Source organism: Streptomyces sp. (assembly GCF_035644915.1).
Classification (GTDB): domain Bacteria; phylum Actinomycetota; class Actinomycetes; order Streptomycetales; family Streptomycetaceae; genus Streptomyces.
Map to the genome: position 1 here is coordinate 12,540 of NZ_DASQNP010000025.1, position 16,156 is coordinate 28,695.

The window sequence follows — 16,156 nt, forward strand, 5'->3', positions numbered from 1 at the left end:
CGGCCCCGCTCCCCGGCCGGTCGGACCGGGGGCGGGGCCGCCGTCGTACGCCTCCGCGCGTGCTTCCGTGCGAGCCCGCGTCAGCCGCCCGCGACGGCCGGGATGATCGAGACGCTCGCGCCGTCCGGGGTCGGCGTCCGGAGCCCCTCGGCGAAGCGGACGTCGTCGTCGTTGACGTAGACGTTCACGAAGCGGCGCAGCTTGCCGGAGTCGTCCAGCACCCGGGCGGAGATGCCCTGGTGGTTCTTCTCCAGGTCGGCCAGGACGTCGGCCAGCGTGGTGCCCTCGGCCGTCACCTCCGCCTGGCCCCCGGTGTACGTGCGCAGGATGGTCGGGATGCGGACGGAGACACTCATGCCAGGCCAGCCTCTCGGAAGGAGTCCAGGGTCGGACGGATGATCGCGGACGGTCCGGTGGTCGGCGCCACCGCGTCCAGGGTCTTCAGACCGTCGCCGGTGTTGAGGACGACGGTGGTCAGGGACGGGTCGAGCACGCCCTGCTCGATCAGCTTCTTGGTGACGCCCACGGTCACGCCGCCCGCGGTCTCCGCGAAGATGCCCTCGGTGCGGGCCAGCAGCTTGATCGCCTCGACGATCCGCCCGTCGTCCACGTCCTCCACCGCGCCGCCGGTGCGGCGGGCGATGTCCAGCACGTACGGGCCGTCGGCCGGGTTGCCGATGGCCAGCGACTTGGCGATGGTGTCCGGCCGCACCGGCCGCACCACGTCGTGGCCCTCCTTGAAGGCCCGCGAGACCGGCGAGCAGCCCTCCGCCTGCGCACCGAAGATCTTGTACGGCTTCTCCTCGACCAGCCCCAGCGCGATCAGCTCGCGCAGCCCCTTGTCGATCTTGGTGAGCTGGGAGCCGGAGGCGATGGGGATGACGAGCTGGTCCGGCAGCCGCCAGCCGAGCTGTTCGCAGATCTCGTACGCCAGGGTCTTGGAGCCCTCCGCGTAGTACGGGCGGAGGTTGACGTTGACGAAACCCCAGCCCTCGCCGATCGGGTCCCCGATCAGTTCGGAGCAGAAGCGGTTGACGTCGTCGTAGGTGCCCTCGATGCCGACCAGGTCACCGCCGTAGACCGCGGCCATCACGACCTTGCCCTGCTCCAGGTCGTGCGGGATGAAGACGCAGGACCGGAAGCCGGCGCGGGCCGCGGCGGCGCCCACGGCGCCGGCGAGGTTGCCGGTGGAGGAGCACGAGAGGGTGGTGAAGCCGAAGGCGCGGGCGGCCTCGACGGCGATGGCCACCACCCGGTCCTTGAAGGAGTGCGTCGGGTTGCCGGAGTCGTCCTTGACGTACAGCCCGCCGGTGACGCCCAGTTCGCGGGCGAGGCGGTCGGCCCTGACCAGCTTGGTGAAGCCCGGGTTCAGGTTGGGCTTGTCCGCCACGTCGGCCGGCACGGGCAGCAGCGGGGCGTAGCGCCAGATGTTGCCCGGCCCGGACTCGATCCGCCGCCGCAGCCCCTCCGGGTCGTCCCCGGGCAGGTCGTAGGCGATCTCCAGCGGTCCGAAGCACATCTCACAGGCGAAGACCGGTCCGAGCGGGAAGCGCTCCCCGCACTCGCGACAGGAGAGCGCGGCGGCGGGGCCGAGCGAGATTTCGGTGCTGCCTGCAACGGTCTGCACAGCCATGTGCGGCGAGGCCCTTTCTCCTCATCTTCCCCGGGCGTCTTTCGCCCGGGCCGGAATTGGCACCTTCCCCACCGTGGCCTCGGACGTGTGAACGAGTGCCGGCGGGAGGGTTGCCGGGGCTTCAACGGGCCGTTCCCTCTGCCCCTCTGGATGAGCTCTGTGGCACCCGGCCAATACCGTGACCGGGGCATTTGTGCACGCCGGGGCCCCAAGATGCGGAACTCCCGCGCGTTGCCCAAGACTGTAACCGACACCACCGGCGGGCAGGCCCGCCGTCCGAACCGCGAGACGAACCCCATACCGGAATCCGCACATCCCACGCGCCGTGCCGGGAACGAAAGGCCCGGGAGCCCGGGGAAGATCACGTCGGAAGCCCGCGGCGAGCGGCCGCGGCCCGGCCCCCGGCCCGATCACGACCAACGCCGAGAACACCGGGGAAATCCCGGCCCACCAGAATGCCTGGGACGCCGGGGGATACCCGGGACGCCGAGGACAGGGAGACGAGCACGTGCTGGATGAGGTCGGCCACTGGCTGGAGCGACGCTCCTGGAGCGCTGTCGACCGCCCGCTGCCCCGGCTGCTGGCCGCGAAGCGGGCGGCGGGACCGGCGGGCAGTGTGAGCGTGGTGCTTCCGGCGCTGAACGAGGAGGCGACGGTCGGCGAGATCGTCGCCACGATCCGCCGCGAGCTGATGACCGAGGCGATGCCCCTGGTCGACGAGCTGGTGGTGGTGGATTCCGGCTCCACCGACCGGACGTCCGCGGTCGCCGCGGCCGCGGGCGCGAAGGTGGTGCACCGTGACGAGATACTGCCCCGGCTGCCCGCGCTGCCGGGCAAGGGCGAGGTGCTGTGGCGGTCGCTGCTGGTCACCAGCGGCGAGATCGTCTGCTTCGTGGACGCGGACCTGCGGGACTTCGACCCGTCCTTCGTGTCGGGCACCGTCGGCCCGCTGCTGACCGAGCCCGACCTGGCGATGGTCAAGGCGATGTACGACCGCGCGCTCGGGGACAAGCCGGTCGGCGGCGGCCGGGTCACCGAGCTGGTCGCGCGGCCCCTGCTCAACCTGTACTGGCCGCAGCTCGCCGGCTTCGTACAGCCGCTGGGCGGCGAGTACGCGGCCCGGCGCTCCCTGCTGGAGCGGCTCCGCTTCCCCGTCGGCTACGGCGTCGAGCTGGGCCTGCTGGTGGACGCGCTGCACACCGTCGGGCTCGACGCGCTCGGCCAGGTCGACGTGGGCGTGCGCAAGCACCGCAACCAGGACGGGCTGGCGCTCGGCAGGATGGCCGCGGCGATCCACCGCACGGCGCACGCGCGACTGCCGCGCGGCCCGCTGGTGCGCCCGGAGCTGATCCAGTTCGAGCGCACGCCCCAGGGCGGCTTCCGTCCGTGCACCCATCCGGTGGACACCGAGGAGCGCCCGCCGATGTGCACCGTCCCGGAGTACGCCCACCGCCACGCGGCCTGATCCCCGCGCGCTCCCCGCGCCCGGGGGCGCACCGGTGCGTACCGGGGCCGCCCGGCGCTGTCCGGGGCGGTCCCGGGCCGTGCGGGCGCCTACCCGGGCCGTGCGGGTGCTCACCGGCCCGTACCGGTCCACCTGGCCGAACCCGGTCCCCGTGTGACGCGAACCGCACGTTTGAGCGGGCGGATCAGCGGCTAGGTTCGGCTCATGGTCACTCGGCACCAGGTACTCGTCGCGTCCAACCGCGGTCCCGTCTCCTACACGGTCGGCGAGCAGGGTGAGCTGACCGTCAAGCGGGGCGGCGGTGGACTGGTCTCCGGGCTGTCGTCCGTCAAGGGCGACGCGGTGTGGGTGTGCGCGGCGCTGGGCGACGGCGACCGCGAGGCCGTCCGGCGCACGGGGGGCAGGCTGGACCAGGCCGACACCGGCGGCCAGGTCGTACGGATGCTGGACATCGCGCCCGAGGTCTTCGCGGACGCCTACAACGGCATCGCCAACTCCGTGCTGTGGTTCGTCCACCACATGCTCTACCAGACCCCGCTGGAGCCCGTCTTCGACACGGAGTTCGACCGGCAGTGGCGCTCCTACGAGGCGTACAACGCCGCGTTCGCCGACGCCCTCGCCGAGGAGGCCGCCGAGGGCGCGGTGGTGGTGGTGCAGGACTACCACCTGACCCTGGTGCCCGGCCTGCTGCGCGAGCGGCGGCCCGACCTGCGGATCGGGCACTTCTCGCACACCCCGTGGGCGCCGCCGGACTACTTCCGGCTGCTGCCGGACGACCCGGACGGCGGCGTGGCCGCCGCCGTGCTGCGCGGCATCCTGGGCGCCGACCGCGCGGCCTTCCTCACCCAGCGCTGGGCCAACGCGTTCGCCGAGTGCTGCGTGAAGCTGCTGGGCGCGGAGGTCGCCGCGTCCGACGACGGCGAGATGCTCGTGACGTACCAGGGGCGCACCACCCGGATAGGGGTGCACGGCCTGGGCGCCGACGGGGACTTCCTGCGGGAACGCTCCCGGCGGCCGGACGTGACCGAGCGGATGGCCGACCTGCGCGAGCAGATCGGCCGCGACCGGGACGGGAACGCGCGCAAGGCGATCGTCCGGGTGGACCGCACCGAGCTGTCCAAGAACATCGTCCGCGGCCTGCTCGCCTACCGGCGGCTGCTGGACGACCACCCCGAGTGGCACGGCCGGGTCGTCCACGTCGCCCTCGCCTACCCCTCCCGGCAGGACCTGGCGGTCTACCGGGAGTACATCGCGGAGGTCTCCCGGGTCGCCGAGGAGGTCAACGCGGCGTACGGCACGGAGGACTGGACGCCGGTCGTGCTGTACCTCAAGGACGACTTCGCCCGCTCCCTGGCGGCGTACCGGCTGGCCGACGTCGCCCTGGTCAACCCCATCCGGGACGGCATGAACCTGGTCGCCAAGGAGATGCCGGTGGTCTCGGACGGCGGCTGCGCGCTGGTGCTCTCCCGCGAGGCCGGGGCCTTCGCCGAACTGGCCGAGGACGCCATCACCGTCAACCCGTACGACATCGGCGCCACGGCGGACGCCCTGCACCGGGCCCTGTCCATGGACGCGGACGAGCGCGCCGAGCGCGCCAAGCGCCTCGCCGCGGCGGCCACCGCGCTGCCGCCCACGGCCTGGTTCCTGGAGCAGCTCGACGCGCTGCGCCGCTGACCGGCGCCCCGCACCGGGCGGGCGCCGGCCGGCCGGACGTCAGGCCCCCAGCGCGTCCGCCAGGGCGGCCAGCAGGCCGACGACCCCGGCGGGGCCGTCCACGACCACGTCCGCCCGTTCGGCCAGGGCGGTGACCTCCTCGCTGCCGCTGCACACCAGCACGCCCGGGACGCCCTCGGAACGCAGCCGGTCCACCGCGTCGTACGCGGCCAGGTCGCCCAGGTCGTCGCCGCCGTAGAGCACCGACCCCGCGCCCGTCGTGCGGGCCAGGTCCGTGACGGCCAGGCCCTTGTCCATGCCCGGGGGCCGCAGCTCCAGGACGAAGCGGCCGGGCTCGACGGCCAGGCCGTGCCGCCCGGCCAGCTCGTGCAGCGGCCCGCGCAGCAGCTCGAAGGCCGCCGCCGGGTCCTCGGCGCGGCGGGTGTGGACGGCCAGGGCCCGGCCCTTGTCCTCGATCCGGGTGCCGCGCGGGGCGCCCGCCTTCTCCAGCACGCCGGTCAGCTCGACCCGTACGGCCTCCACGCCGGGGTGCGGCGGCGGGGTGCGCGTCTCGCCCGTGGCCGCGTCCCAGCGCTCCGCGCCGTACGCGCCGAGCACCACCAGGTGCTCCAGGCCCGGCACCCCGGCGAAGCCCCCGTAGCGCACCGCGACCTCGGCCGGGCGGCCGGTGACGATGGCGACGGACCGCACCAGGGGGGCCAGCCGGGCCAGGACGGGCACCGCGTCCGGGTGGGCGCGGGCCTGGTCGGGGTCGGGGACGATCGGGGCGATCGTGCCGTCGAAGTCGAGGGCGACCACGGCCCGCCCGGGGTCGGCCAGCAGCGCGGCCAGGCCGTCGCGCCCGGCGGGGGTGGTCGGTTCGGGGAGGTTCTCGGGAACCCCCGCGGAGGAGGAGTGGGAAGAGGGGTGGCTGCCCATGCCTGGGACCTTACCCAGCCGCGCGGCCCCTATCGCGGCCCGTCCGGCCCGCGCCCTCCCCCGCTGCCGCCGCGTCCTGCCCCGCCTGCCGGCGCTGCCCGCTGCTACTGCCGCCGGCCGCGCTGCTCGTCCCGGCGCCGCCGGAGGCGGTTGATCGTGACCGGGTCGCGGGCCAGGGCGCGCGGGTCGTCCAGCAGGGCGTTGAGGAGCTGGTAGTAGCGGGTCGGCGAGATGCCCAGGCGCTCGCGGATCGCCCGCTCCTTGGCGCCGGGGCCCGGCCAGCCGCGCCGCTCGATGGCGAGCACGGCCTCGTCCTGCTCGGACAGGCCGCCGCCCTCGTACGGCTGCTCGCTCCCGCTGCTCACCTCTCCAACCTACTGCCGTCCTCCGACACCGCATCCGGACCGCTCCCGCCCCCGCCGTCCGGGCCGCGCCACGCCGGGTATCGCTTCGGCAACGGTCTTTCACCTCCCAGGTCAGGGCTGGTATCCACGTGCTTGTACCCACACCGCGAACGCCCGCCCCACCCGTCCCGAGGAGCCCCCGCATGGCCGCCGCAGAGCAGTCCCGTACCGCAGCCGAGATCGCCACCCAGCCCGGTAGCTGGCGGCGCGCGGCCGAAGCGGCGGCGGCCGGCGCCGACGCGCTGCCGCGCCCGGGCGAGCGGGTGGCGGTGACGGGCTGCGGCACCTCGTGGTTCATGGCCCAGTCCTACGCGGCGCTGCGCGAGGCCGCCGGGCAGGGCGAGACGGACGCCTTCGCCGCGTCGGAGTTCCCCGCGGGGCGCGACTACGACCGCGTGGTGGCGATCACCCGCTCCGGCACCACCTCCGAGGTGCTCGACCTGCTGACCGCCCTGCGCGACACCTCCCCGGACACCCCGACGACCGCCCTGACCGCCGACCCCCGGACCCCGGTCGTGGACGCCGCCGACCGCGTCGCCGTGCTGGACTGGGCCGACGAGGAGTCGGTCGTCCAGACCCGCTTCGCGACGACCGCGCTGGCGCTGCTGCGCGCGGGCCTGGAGCGGTACGGCGCGCTCCCGGCCGGGGTGAAGCCCGTCGAGCGGGCGGCGGTCGACGCGGAGCTGGCCGTCACCCAGCCGCTGCCGGAGGCGGTGCTCACCGCCGAGCAGTGGACGTTCCTGGGCCGCGGCTGGACGTACGGACTGGCCCTGGAGGCCGCCCTGAAGATGCGCGAGGCGGCCGGCGCGTGGACGGAGGCGTACCCGGCGATGGAGTACCGCCACGGCCCCATCGCCGTCACCGGACCGGGCCGGATCGCCTGGGTGCTGGGTTCCCTGCCGGAGGGGCTCTCCGGTGACGTGGCCCGGGTGGGCGGCACCCTGCTGGCGGAGTCCGACTGCGCGGGCACGGGCGAGCGCGCGCTCGACCCCATGGCCGACCTGATCCGCGCCCAGCGCCTGGCGGTCGCCCTCGCGGAGTCCCGCGGCGCGGACCCGGACCGCCCGCGCAACCTCACCCGCAGCGTGATCCTGGGCTGACGGCCACCGCCCGTCCGCGCCGGAGCCTCCCCCGTTCGCCGGGGCACACGGCCGAGGATCGGGGCAGTGGACTAGACCTTTCATGGGGTGGCGCGCGAGACTGTCCCCGTGACTGCTCGGGACAACGCCACCGCCGCGTACGTCGTCGCCCTCGACGTGGGCGGCACCGGGATGAAGGCCGCCCTCGTCGGCGCCGACCACACGCTGCTCCACGAGGCGCGGCGGCCCACCGGCCGGGACGGCGGCCCGCGGGCCGTGGTGGACAACGTGCTCGCGTTCGCCGCCGAGCTGTGGAAGACCGGGGTCGAGCGGTACGGCGCGGAGCCCGCCGCCGTGGGCATCGCCGTGCCCGGGGTGGTCGACGAGGCGAGCGGCACCGCCGTCTACGCCTCCAACCTCGGCTGGCGGGACGTCCCCCTGCGGGACCTGCTCGCCGACCGGCTCGGCTCGCCCGCCGTGCCGATCGCCCTGGGGCACGACGTGCGCACCGGCGGGCTCGCCGAGGGGCGGATCGGGGCGGGCGCGGGCGTGGACCGCTTCCTCTTCGCGGCGCTGGGCACCGGCATCGCCGGGGCCATCGGCATCGACGGCCGGGTGGAGACCGGCGCCCACGGCGGCGCGGGCGAGATCGGCCACATCACCGTGCGCCCCGGCGGCCCCGAGTGCGGCTGCGGCCGGCGCGGCTGCCTGGAGCTGTTCGCCTCCGCCGCCGCCGTCGGCCGGGCCTGGGCCGCGGCGTGCGGCGACCCGGCGGCGACGGCCGCCGACGCCGCGAAGGCCGTGGCCTCCGGCGACCCGCGGGCCGTCGCCGTCTGGCACGAGGCGCTCGACGCGCTCGCCGAGGGCCTGGTCACCGCCGTGACCCTGCTGGACCCCCGCGTGCTGATCATCGGGGGCGGGCTCGCCGAGGCGGGCGAGACGCTCCTCGTCCCGCTGCGCGAGGCCGTACGCGCCAAGGTCACCTTCCAACAGCTCCCCTCGATCGTTCCGGCGGCCCTGGGTGACGCCGCCGGGTGCCTGGGCGCGGGACTCCTCGCCTGGGACCTACTCTCCGCGGAGGTTTCGAGCCGATGACGGCGAAGACGGACAGGACGGCACGGACGCCCGGGAGGCCGGCGGCAGGGCGCCGCACGGTGCTGACCGGCGCCAGGGTGGTGCTGCCCGACGGTGTGGCCGAGGACGGGCGGGTGACCGTCGAGGGCACCCGGATCGCCGCCGACGTGCCCGGCGAGCCGGGCACGCTCGACCTCACCGGGCACTGGATCGTGCCCGGCTTCGTGGACCTGCACGTGCACGGCGGCGGCGGGGCGTCCTTCTCCGCCGGCTCGGCCGAGGAGGCGCTCAAGGCCATCGCCACCCACCGGGCGCACGGCACGACGACGATGGTCGCCTCCACCGTGACCGGCGACCTGGACGACCTCGCGCGGCAGGCCGCCGTCCTCGCCGAACTGGTCGAGCAGGGCGACCTGGCGGGCATCCACTTCGAGGGGCCGTTCATCTCCCGCAACCGCTGCGGCGCCCACGACCCCGCCCTGCTGCGCGACCCGGACCCGGCCGACGTCCGCAAGCTGGTGGACGCGGCGCGGGGCACGGCGCGGATGGTGACGCTCGCGCCGGAGCTGCCCGGCGGCCTGGACTCCGTGCGGCTGCTCGCCGACAGCGGTGTGATCGCGGCGGTCGGCCACACGGACGCCGGCTACGAGGCGACGCTGGAGGCCGTCGACGCGGGGGCGACGGTCGCCACTCACCTGTTCAACGCGATGCCCGCGCTGCTGCACCGCGAGCCCGGCCCGGTGGCGGCGCTGCTGGAGGACGAGCGGGTCACGGTCGAGCTGATCAACGACGGCACGCACCTGCACCCCGCCGTCCTGGAGCTGGCCTTCGCCCGGGCGGGCGCCGACCGGGTCGCCTTCGTCACCGACGCCATGGGGGCGGCCGGGATGGGCGACGGCGTCTACCCGCTCGGCCCGCTCCAGGTGCGGGTCACCGACGGCGTCGCCCGGCTGGTGGAGGGCGGCTCGATCGCGGGTTCGACGCTCACCCTGGACCACGCGCTGCGGCGCGCGGTGACGGTGGACGGCCTGCCGGTCCAGGACGCGGTGCGGGCCCTGTCGGCCACGCCGGCGCGGCTGCTGGGGATCGCCGACCGGGTGGGGTCGATCGAGGCCGGCAAGGACGCGGACCTGGTGGTGCTGGACGCCGAGTACCGGCTGGTGGGCGTCATGCGCAAGGGCGATTGGGTGGTTGCGCCTGAAGTGGGCTGATTCCCCCGGGCACCGGGGGGAGGCGGTCGTCCCGGACGTCTGGGCCAACCGCCTCCGCTTTGGCATGATCACTCGCGCGGTCACCGCACCTACGTCACCGTAGGTCCTCGAAGTGTTCACGCCCGCCGGTGGGAGGTGGAGGCCCGGATGATCCTGACCGTCACGCTCAATGCGGCCCTGGACGTCACCTACCGCGTCGCCCGTCTGGAGCCCGGCACCTCCCACCGCGTCCGGGAGGTCGTCGAACGTCCGGGCGGCAAGGGGGTGAACGCGGCCCGGGTGCTGGCCGCGCTGGGCCACGAGGCGGTGGTGACCGGGTTCGCGGGCGGCCCGGTGGGCGAGCGGCTGCGGGAGCTGCTCGCGGAGGAGTCCGCGACGGCGGCGGGCTCCCTCCGGGACGCGTTCACGGCCGTCGGCGGCACCACCCGCCGCACCACGGGGGTCGTGGCCGACTCCGGTGACGCCACCCAGTTCAACGAGCCCGGCCCGCTGATCGCCCCCGCCGAGTGGGAGCGCTTCCTCGACGGCTACGGCGAGCTGCTGCGCGGCGCCGACGCCGTCGCGCTGTGCGGCAGCCTGCCGCCCGGCGTGCCCGTCGGCGCGTACGGGACGCTCGTCCGCGCCGCCCGCGCCGCGGGCGTGCCCGTCGTGCTGGACACCAGCGGGGAGCCGCTGGCCCGCGGGCTCGCCGCACGGCCGGACGTCGTCAAGCCCAACGCCGAGGAGCTGGCCGGGCTCACGGGCACCACCGAGCCGCTGCGCGCCGCGCGGCTGGCGCGGCGGCGCGGGGCGCACGCGGTCGTGGCGTCGCTGGGCGCGGACGGGCTGCTCGCGCTCACCCCGGAGGACGCCTGGCGCGCCGAACCGCCCCGGCGGCTGACCGGCAACCCGACCGGCGCGGGCGACTCCGTGGTCGCCGCGCTGCTCGCCGGGCTCGTCGAGGAACTGTCCTGGCCGGACCAACTGGCGCGCGCGACCGCCCTGTCGGCGGCGACCGTACGGGCCGCGGCGGCGGGCGAGTTCGACCGGGCGGCCTACGAGGAGCTGCTGCCCGGGGTGCGGGTCACCCGGCAGGTGGCGGCGGCATGACGGCGGCGTAGGGGCAGCGGCACGGCGGCGGAGTGAGGACGGCGGCGGGACGGCGGCACGGGCCGGCCGCACCGGACACGACACGGGAACGGGATGGGCATGCCACTGGTCGGCACCGGAGAACTCGTCGCGGCCGCGCGCGCCGCGGGCCGCGGCGTCGCGGCGTTCAACGTCATCACCCTGGAGCACGCCGAGGCGATCGCCGCCGGGGCGGAGGCCGCGGGCGCGGCCGCGATCCTCCAGGTGTCCGAGAACGCCGTGCGGTTCCACGGCGGCCGGCTCGCCCCCGTCGCCGCCGCGGCCGCCGCCGTGGCACGGGCCTCCAGCGCACCGCTGTCGCTCCACCTGGACCACGTGGAGAGCACCGAGCTGCTGCACGCCGCACCCGCGGAGGGGTTCAGCTCGGTGATGTTCGACGCCTCGAAGCTGTCCTACGCGCGGAACGTCGAGGCCACCGCGTACGCCGTGCGCTTCGGCCACGAGCACGGGATGTGGGTGGAGGCCGAGCTGGGCCGGGTCGGCGGCAAGCCCGGCGACCCGGAACCGGAGCGCGGCACGCTGGACGCCCACGCCCCGGGCGTGCGGACCGATCCGGCCGAGGCCGCCGCGTACGCCGCCGCCACCGGTGTGGACGCCCTGGCCGTCGCCGTCGGCAACTCCCACGCGATGACCGAGCGCACCGCCGCCCTCGACCACGACCTCATCGGCGCGCTGCGCCGGGCCGTCCCGGTGCCGCTGGTGCTGCACGGCTCCTCCGGGGTGCCGGACGAGGAGATCCGGCGGGCGGTGGCGGCCGGCATGACCAAGATCAACGTGGGGACGGCGCTCAACACCGCCTTCACCGGCGCCGTCCGCGCCTTCCTGGAGCGGGATCCCGCGACGGTGGACCCGCGCGCCTACCTGCGCCCGGCGCGCGGGGCCATGGCGGAGACGGTCGCGGCCTTCCTGAAGGTGGTCGGCTCCTGACGGCGGCCGCCGGTCCGGCCCCCGGCCCCCGCGGGGATCAGTCGGTGACGTGGCCCTTCTTCACCCACAACTGGTCGAGCACGAAGTCGCACTGGTTGCCCTGCTCGCAGGAGATCTTGACCGTGTTCGTGCCCTTGTTCAGGTCGAGCCAGGCGTAGGTGCGGGTCCAGCCCTTGTCCCACTGGCCCTCGCCCGCCCCCGCGAAGTTCTTCATGTTCAGCGGCTGCTGGCGGGGGGTGCCGTTGACGGTGAGGGTGGAGTTGGCGTCCTTGCCGGGCACGCCGTAGCCGACGAACAGCGTGTACTTGCCGGCCTCGGGGACGTCGAAGGTCCAGGTCGCCGAGGCGCCGGGCTGGGTGAAGCCCCCGACGTAGGCGCCGCTCCTGGCCCGGGAGCCGGTGATGTCCTTGGCCGCGGTCGCGGGAGGGGTCAACTGGAGGCTGGCCGCGTCCTCCTTGGGCAGGACGCCCTGCGGCTTCTTCCCGCCGTCGGTGTTCTCGTCCTTGCCGCCCTCGCCCGCGGCGCCGTCGTCGACCTCCGCGGTGGGGGTCGGGGTGCTGCCCGCGTGGTTCCCGGTTTCGCCGTCGTCGCTGAAGGCGATCGCGGCGCCCACGCCGACGACCACGGCGGCGACGACCGCGAGGGCGCCGATCAGCAGACCGTTGTGGTTGCGGCTGCGCGCCGCGGCCCGCCCGCGGCCGCCGGAGGCGTTGTGCCGGGCGGCGGCCCGGCCGCCGGGCACGGTCTCGGGGGCCGCGTAGTGCGCGTTCGGCTGCTGCGGGGACTGCTGGGGGCGCTGCGGCTGCTGGCCGGCCTGCCCGCCGTAGCGGCGTTCGCCCACCGCCCTGACCTGGGTGTACGAGGTACGGGGAACGCCGGGCTGCTGCGTCGCCGCGCCGTTGCCCGCACCGTCCTCCGAGCGGTAGAGGTAGGCGAACGGGTCGTCGTTCTCCGGCGTGCCCGAGCCGTTGTTACCGGCGGTCATTCCGTGCGCTCCTCCATCACAGGTGTCTGCCCGGCGCAGCCTACCTCTTTCGGGGTAAAGGGTATGGCGTCCTTGACCGCGGTCCGCGCCGTCCCGGCCACCGCCCGGACCGGCCTCACCCGACCCGGCGGGCCTTCGACCGCGACCGCTTCTCCACGTACATCCGCTGGTCGGCGCATTGCAGGACCTCGTCGGCGGACATTCCGCAGCCCGCCCAGCTAATGCCGAAACTGGCCCCCACCCGCACCGCCCGGCCCTCCACGCGGATGGGCGGGATGATCGCGTTGCGCAGCCGTACGGCCAGGTCGGCGGCGTCCGCGCGGCCCAGCCCGTCCGCCAGCACCACGAACTCGTCCCCGCCCAGCCGCGCGACGGTGTCGTTGTCGCGCACCCCGTTGGACAGCCGGCGGGCCACCTCGATCAGCACGGCGTCGCCGCAGTGGTGGCCGAAGCGGTCGTTGATCGACTTGAAGCCGTCCAGGTCGCAGAAGAGGACCGCCAGCCCCTTCTCCGAGGGGTCGTCGCTGGACGGCGGGACGGTGTGCACGTGGTGGTCGTAGCCGCCCACCGGCTCCGGCACCATGCCCTCGAAGGCGTCGAACCCGTTGCATCCGTTGGAGCCGTCGGGCCCGTCGAAGCCGCCGGCGCCGCCGGGGCCCATCTGCGCCGCGTCGGGGGACAGCGCGGGCTTGTCGCACAGCCGGGCGCTCAGCCGGGCGCGCAGCTCGGCGCTGTTGGGCAGGCCGGTGAGCGAGTCGTGGCTGGCGCGGTGGGCGAGCTGGAGCTCGTGCCGCTTGCGCTCCTCGATGTCCTCGACGTGGGTGAGCAGGAAGCGCGGGCCGTCGGTGGCGTCGGCCACCACCGAGTTGCGCAGGGACACCCAGACGTAGGAGCCGTCGCGCCGGGCCAGCCGCAGCTCGGCCCGGCCGCCCTCGGCGGGGGTGCGCAGCAGGGTGCGCAGGTCCTCGGGGTGGACGAGGTCGGAGAAGCTGTACCGCTGCAGCGCCGACGCCGGACGGCCCAGCAGCCGGCACAGCGCGTCGTTGGTCCGCACCAGCCGCCCGTTCTGGCCGTTGCCCAGCTCGGCGATGGCCATGCCGCTGGGCGCGTACTCGAACGCCTGCCGGAAGCTCTCCTCGCTCGCCCGCAGGGCCTGCTGCTCGCGCTCCAGCCGGACCAGCGCGCGTTGCATGTTCGCGCGCAAACGGGCGTTGCTGATCGCGATGCCGGCCTGGAAGGCGTACATCTGCAGCGCCTCGCGCCCCCACGCACCCGGGCGCCGCCCGTTGCGCGGTTTGTCGACGGAGATGACCCCCAGCAGATTCCCGTCGGAGGAGTACATCGGCGCCAGGAGGATGTCCATCGGGTGCCACTCGTCGGGGTACCGGGGGGCGGGGCCCGCGGCGTGCCACTGGGGCACGTCGTCGTCGAGCAGCACCCAGGACTCGGTGTACGGGATGAAGCGCAGTTCGCCCCAGCGCTCCCCCATGGCCAGGCGGCGCTCCCAGGCGGCGCGCGAGCCCGTCCGGCCCGCCATCATCGCCTCGGCGCCCTCGCTGCCCGCGACGGCGGCCACCACGAGGTCCCCGTCCGGCTGGACGAGGTTGACCGCGGCCAGCTCGAAGTCCAGTCCCTTCACGATCCCGTCGGCCACGGTCTGCAGGGTGTCCGCCAGGCTGCGCCCGGTGTTGAGCTCCGCCATGGACTGGTGGAGTCTGCGCAGGGTGGCGAGGCGCACGTACGGCTCCGACTCGGCTTCCATCGCCCTCCCCCTGAAGACTTGAGTGAACAACTCCAGATGATCCGGGTTTTAACGTTCGTCTCTGTTCAGGCCACTGAATCACAGCGAGCTGCCCAGCCGGTACACAGGGTCAACAATTACCGCCCTGTGTGACTCATGTCACAACGGAGGGTGGGCGAGCGACTGCGGTGCGTGGGAGCGTCCCACCCTCCACCACACCGGTGCCGAACGCAAATTCCGGCTCTGACCTGCGAATCGTTCAGCCAATGTACCTAGGTCCGGGCCCGGTCCCGGCTGGTCCCGGGGACCGATGCGAGCCCCCGGCGGCAGCGTCTAGCGTGCGAAGCGTGCATCCGACACCCCAACAGCAGATGTCCCAGAACGTCCCTACTTCGCCCCGACCCTCCGGCCTCCCCCATCCTGAAGGGGTGACCGAGGACGAGTTCCGCGCCGCCATGTCCCGGCTGGCCGCGGGCGTGGTGCTGGTGACGGCGCACGACCCCGAGGACGGACCGCGCGGCGAGGACGTGGGCATGACCGCGACCTCCTTCCTGTCCGTCTCCCTGGAGCCGCCGCTGGTCCTGGTGAGCGTGCGCGAGGACTCCCGGATGGACGAGCTGCTGGAGCGGCAGCCCCTGTGGGCCGCGTCCATGCTCGCCGAGAACCAGCGGCACATCGCGGGCCGCTTCTCCATGCGGGGCCGCGTCAGCGACCGCCTGCTCTTCCAGGACATCCCCTGCACGCGCGGCGAGGTCTCCGGCGCGCCCCTGGTCGGCGGCGCGCTGGCGACGGTGGAGTGCCGCACCGAGCAGCGGGTGAGCGCCGGCGACCACACGCTGGTGATCGGCCGGGTGCTGGCCACCGCGCTGCCGACCACGGAGAGCGGCCCGCTGGCGTACTTCCGCGGCCGTTACCGCCACCTGGCGTAGGCACGCGGACGCCCGCCCACCCGGAGGACGCGCGCCGGACCCTGACTACACTGGCGTGACACGGCCATGGCACAACGTGACGACCGACCGGGGCAGGGGGACACGGCGTGACGGACCGGCACGACACGGGCGGGGGCAAGGACCTCTCGTACGAGGCCGAGACGCTCGCCTCGTTCAAGAAGCGCATCGACGCGATCATCGACGGGCTGGAGAAGTCCCCCGCCTCCCACCGGCGCATCAGCGACCAGGCCATCACCCCGGACGCGTACGGCACGGGCTTCAGCGCGGCGGAGGACCTCTCGTCCCAGTACGAGAAGGCCCACGAGCGCCTGAAGACGCTCTCCCGGCTGTTCGGCGAGCAGTTGGAGGCGCTCGGCATCGCCACCCAGATCGTGGACAAGGGCTACGAGAACATCGAGGACGCGCACAGGGAGCGCTTCCAGGCCATCCAGGGGCGGGTGGAGGAGTACTACTACTCGCGGCAGGACGAGCCGAAGGCGGTGCGGGACGCCGACGCCGAGAGCACCGACAAGTCCGACAACGCCGAAACGGACTTCCAGTAAGGGGAGGCGAGGATGGCCGCAGGAGAGTTCGAGGACAAGTCGCTCGCCGCGCTCCACTCGATGATCGCGAACGCCGACCCCCGTCTGCTCACGTCACGGGGCCACGCGCTCGACGGCGCCGGCTCCGACATGGACGCGATCGGCGGCGAGCTGCGCGCGTACATCGAGCGCGTGGAGTGGAAGGGCGAGGGCGCCGACGCCTTCCGCGAGTGGGGGCAGCAGTTCGCGCTGGAGGCCATGCGGTTCGGCGTGTACGCCCGCACGCTGGGGCACCACATGGTGAACGCGGGCCAGGCCCTGGCCGAGACCAAGGCCGCCTTCCCGGAGCCGGAGATGTGCTACGCCGACCCGGAGAAGGACAAGGCCCGCCGGGAGGCGGAGGAGGCCAAGCGCCAAGAGGCGATCAACCAGATGAACCGGCTGTC

General features: G+C 74.6%; 16 protein-coding genes and 1 riboswitch. Of the genes, 10 read left to right on the top strand and 6 right to left on the bottom strand.

The features are described from left to right. Positions 1-80: 80 nt before the first annotated feature. Together VE546_RS03295 and thrC are read right to left on the bottom strand one after the other, a co-directional pair. Positions 81-356, bottom strand: coding sequence for a MoaD/ThiS family protein (locus VE546_RS03295; RefSeq protein WP_324917989.1), 276 nt, complete (start codon positions 354-356; stop codon positions 81-83). Further along, positions 353-1,633, bottom strand: a complete 1,281-nt coding sequence (gene thrC / locus VE546_RS03300; protein ID WP_324917992.1) for a threonine synthase — start codon at positions 1,631-1,633, stop codon at positions 353-355. The genes VE546_RS03295 and thrC overlap by 4 nt, the downstream gene beginning before the upstream one ends. Positions 1,634-1,651: 18 nt before the next feature. Continuing rightward, positions 1,652-1,790, bottom strand: a riboswitch (SAM riboswitch). A gap of 351 nt (positions 1,791-2,141) precedes the next feature. Here thrC and VE546_RS03305 point away from each other — a divergent pair. Together VE546_RS03305 and VE546_RS03310 are read left to right on the top strand one after the other, a co-directional pair. After that, positions 2,142-3,098, top strand: a complete 957-nt coding sequence (locus tag VE546_RS03305) for a glucosyl-3-phosphoglycerate synthase (protein ID WP_324917995.1) — start codon at positions 2,142-2,144, stop codon at positions 3,096-3,098. A gap of 204 nt (positions 3,099-3,302) precedes the next feature. Further along, the gene (locus tag VE546_RS03310) at positions 3,303-4,772 is read left to right on the top strand and encodes a trehalose-6-phosphate synthase (protein ID WP_324917998.1); all 1,470 of its coding nucleotides are present in this window, start codon (positions 3,303-3,305) and stop codon (positions 4,770-4,772) included. A 39-nt stretch (positions 4,773-4,811) separates the two neighbouring features. Here the strand turns inward: VE546_RS03310 and otsB are convergent, their stop codons facing one another. Together otsB and VE546_RS03320 are read right to left on the bottom strand one after the other, a co-directional pair. Continuing rightward, the gene (gene otsB, locus VE546_RS03315; RefSeq protein ID WP_324918001.1) at positions 4,812-5,690 is read right to left on the bottom strand and encodes a trehalose-phosphatase; all 879 of its coding nucleotides are present in this window, start codon (positions 5,688-5,690) and stop codon (positions 4,812-4,814) included. A 104-nt stretch (positions 5,691-5,794) separates the two neighbouring features. Next, positions 5,795-6,055, bottom strand: a complete 261-nt coding sequence (locus VE546_RS03320) for a DUF3263 domain-containing protein (RefSeq protein ID WP_324918004.1) — start codon at positions 6,053-6,055, stop codon at positions 5,795-5,797. 182 nt (positions 6,056-6,237) lie between these two features. On the opposite strand from VE546_RS03320, the gene VE546_RS03325 reads away from it, so the two are divergent. The 5 genes from VE546_RS03325 to VE546_RS03345 all read left to right on the top strand — a co-directional run bounded on the left by VE546_RS03325 (position 6,238) and on the right by VE546_RS03345 (position 11,513). After that, positions 6,238-7,194 carry a sugar isomerase gene (locus VE546_RS03325; protein WP_324918007.1) on the top strand — a complete coding sequence of 319 codons (957 nt, stop codon included), beginning with the start codon at positions 6,238-6,240 and terminating at the stop codon, positions 7,192-7,194. Positions 7,195-7,302: 108 nt separating this feature from the next. Next, positions 7,303-8,268 carry an ROK family protein gene (locus VE546_RS03330; protein WP_324918010.1) on the top strand — a complete coding sequence of 322 codons (966 nt, stop codon included), beginning with the start codon at positions 7,303-7,305 and terminating at the stop codon, positions 8,266-8,268. Continuing rightward, the gene (nagA, locus tag VE546_RS03335; RefSeq protein WP_324918013.1) at positions 8,265-9,458 is read left to right on the top strand and encodes an N-acetylglucosamine-6-phosphate deacetylase; all 1,194 of its coding nucleotides are present in this window, start codon (positions 8,265-8,267) and stop codon (positions 9,456-9,458) included. The genes VE546_RS03330 and nagA overlap by 4 nt, the downstream gene beginning before the upstream one ends. 147 nt (positions 9,459-9,605) lie before the next feature. Then, entirely contained in the window at positions 9,606-10,547 is a 942-nt protein-coding gene (locus tag VE546_RS03340; protein ID WP_324918015.1) for a 1-phosphofructokinase family hexose kinase, read from the top strand. 99 nt (positions 10,548-10,646) lie between these two features. Next, entirely contained in the window at positions 10,647-11,513 is an 867-nt protein-coding gene (locus VE546_RS03345; protein ID WP_324918030.1) for a class II fructose-bisphosphate aldolase, read from the top strand. Between the two features lie 37 nt (positions 11,514-11,550). Here VE546_RS03345 and VE546_RS03350 read toward each other — a convergent pair whose 3' ends face one another. Further along, entirely contained in the window at positions 11,551-12,498 is a 948-nt protein-coding gene (locus VE546_RS03350; protein WP_324918018.1) for a hypothetical protein, read from the bottom strand. A gap of 115 nt (positions 12,499-12,613) precedes the next feature. Further along, on the bottom strand, positions 12,614-14,260 hold the full coding sequence (gene cdgB, locus VE546_RS03355; RefSeq protein ID WP_324918021.1) for a diguanylate cyclase CdgB: 1,647 nt from the start codon (positions 14,258-14,260) through the stop codon (positions 12,614-12,616). 350 nt (positions 14,261-14,610) lie between these two features. Here cdgB and VE546_RS03360 point away from each other — a divergent pair, with 350 nt between their 5' ends. The 3 genes from VE546_RS03360 to VE546_RS03370 all read left to right on the top strand — a co-directional run. After that, complete coding sequence (locus tag VE546_RS03360; protein WP_324918033.1) at positions 14,611-15,168, top strand: flavin reductase family protein; 558 nt, start codon at positions 14,611-14,613, stop codon at positions 15,166-15,168. Between the two features lie 107 nt (positions 15,169-15,275). Beyond that, positions 15,276-15,731: a hypothetical protein gene (locus VE546_RS03365; RefSeq protein WP_324918024.1), complete on the top strand. Its 456-nt coding sequence runs from the start codon at positions 15,276-15,278 to the stop codon at positions 15,729-15,731. Between the two features lie 12 nt (positions 15,732-15,743). After that, positions 15,744-16,156 (top strand): WXG100 family type VII secretion target (locus VE546_RS03370; protein ID WP_414720385.1); only part of this gene is annotated, 413 nt, incomplete at its 3' end.

Excerpts from the sequence above, each read along its gene's own strand:
- VE546_RS03325 (WP_324918007.1), top strand. The coding sequence starts at position 6,238 with ATGGCCGCCGCAGAGCAGTCCCGTACCGCAGCCGAGATCGCCACCCAG.
- nagA (WP_324918013.1), top strand. The coding sequence starts at position 8,265 with ATGACGGCGAAGACGGACAGGACGGCACGGACGCCCGGGAGGCCGGCG.
- cdgB (WP_324918021.1), bottom strand. The coding sequence starts at position 14,260 with ATGGAAGCCGAGTCGGAGCCGTACGTGCGCCTCGCCACCCTGCGCAGA.
- VE546_RS03360 (WP_324918033.1), top strand. The coding sequence starts at position 14,611 with ATGTCCCAGAACGTCCCTACTTCGCCCCGACCCTCCGGCCTCCCCCAT.
- VE546_RS03340 (WP_324918015.1), top strand. The coding sequence starts at position 9,606 with ATGATCCTGACCGTCACGCTCAATGCGGCCCTGGACGTCACCTACCGC.
- VE546_RS03310 (WP_324917998.1), top strand. The coding sequence starts at position 3,303 with ATGGTCACTCGGCACCAGGTACTCGTCGCGTCCAACCGCGGTCCCGTC.
- thrC (WP_324917992.1), bottom strand. The coding sequence starts at position 1,633 with ATGGCTGTGCAGACCGTTGCAGGCAGCACCGAAATCTCGCTCGGCCCC.
- VE546_RS03350 (WP_324918018.1), bottom strand. The coding sequence starts at position 12,498 with ATGACCGCCGGTAACAACGGCTCGGGCACGCCGGAGAACGACGACCCG.
- VE546_RS03345 (WP_324918030.1), top strand. The coding sequence starts at position 10,647 with ATGCCACTGGTCGGCACCGGAGAACTCGTCGCGGCCGCGCGCGCCGCG.
- otsB (WP_324918001.1), bottom strand. The coding sequence starts at position 5,690 with ATGGGCAGCCACCCCTCTTCCCACTCCTCCTCCGCGGGGGTTCCCGAG.
- VE546_RS03295 (WP_324917989.1), bottom strand. The coding sequence starts at position 356 with ATGAGTGTCTCCGTCCGCATCCCGACCATCCTGCGCACGTACACCGGG.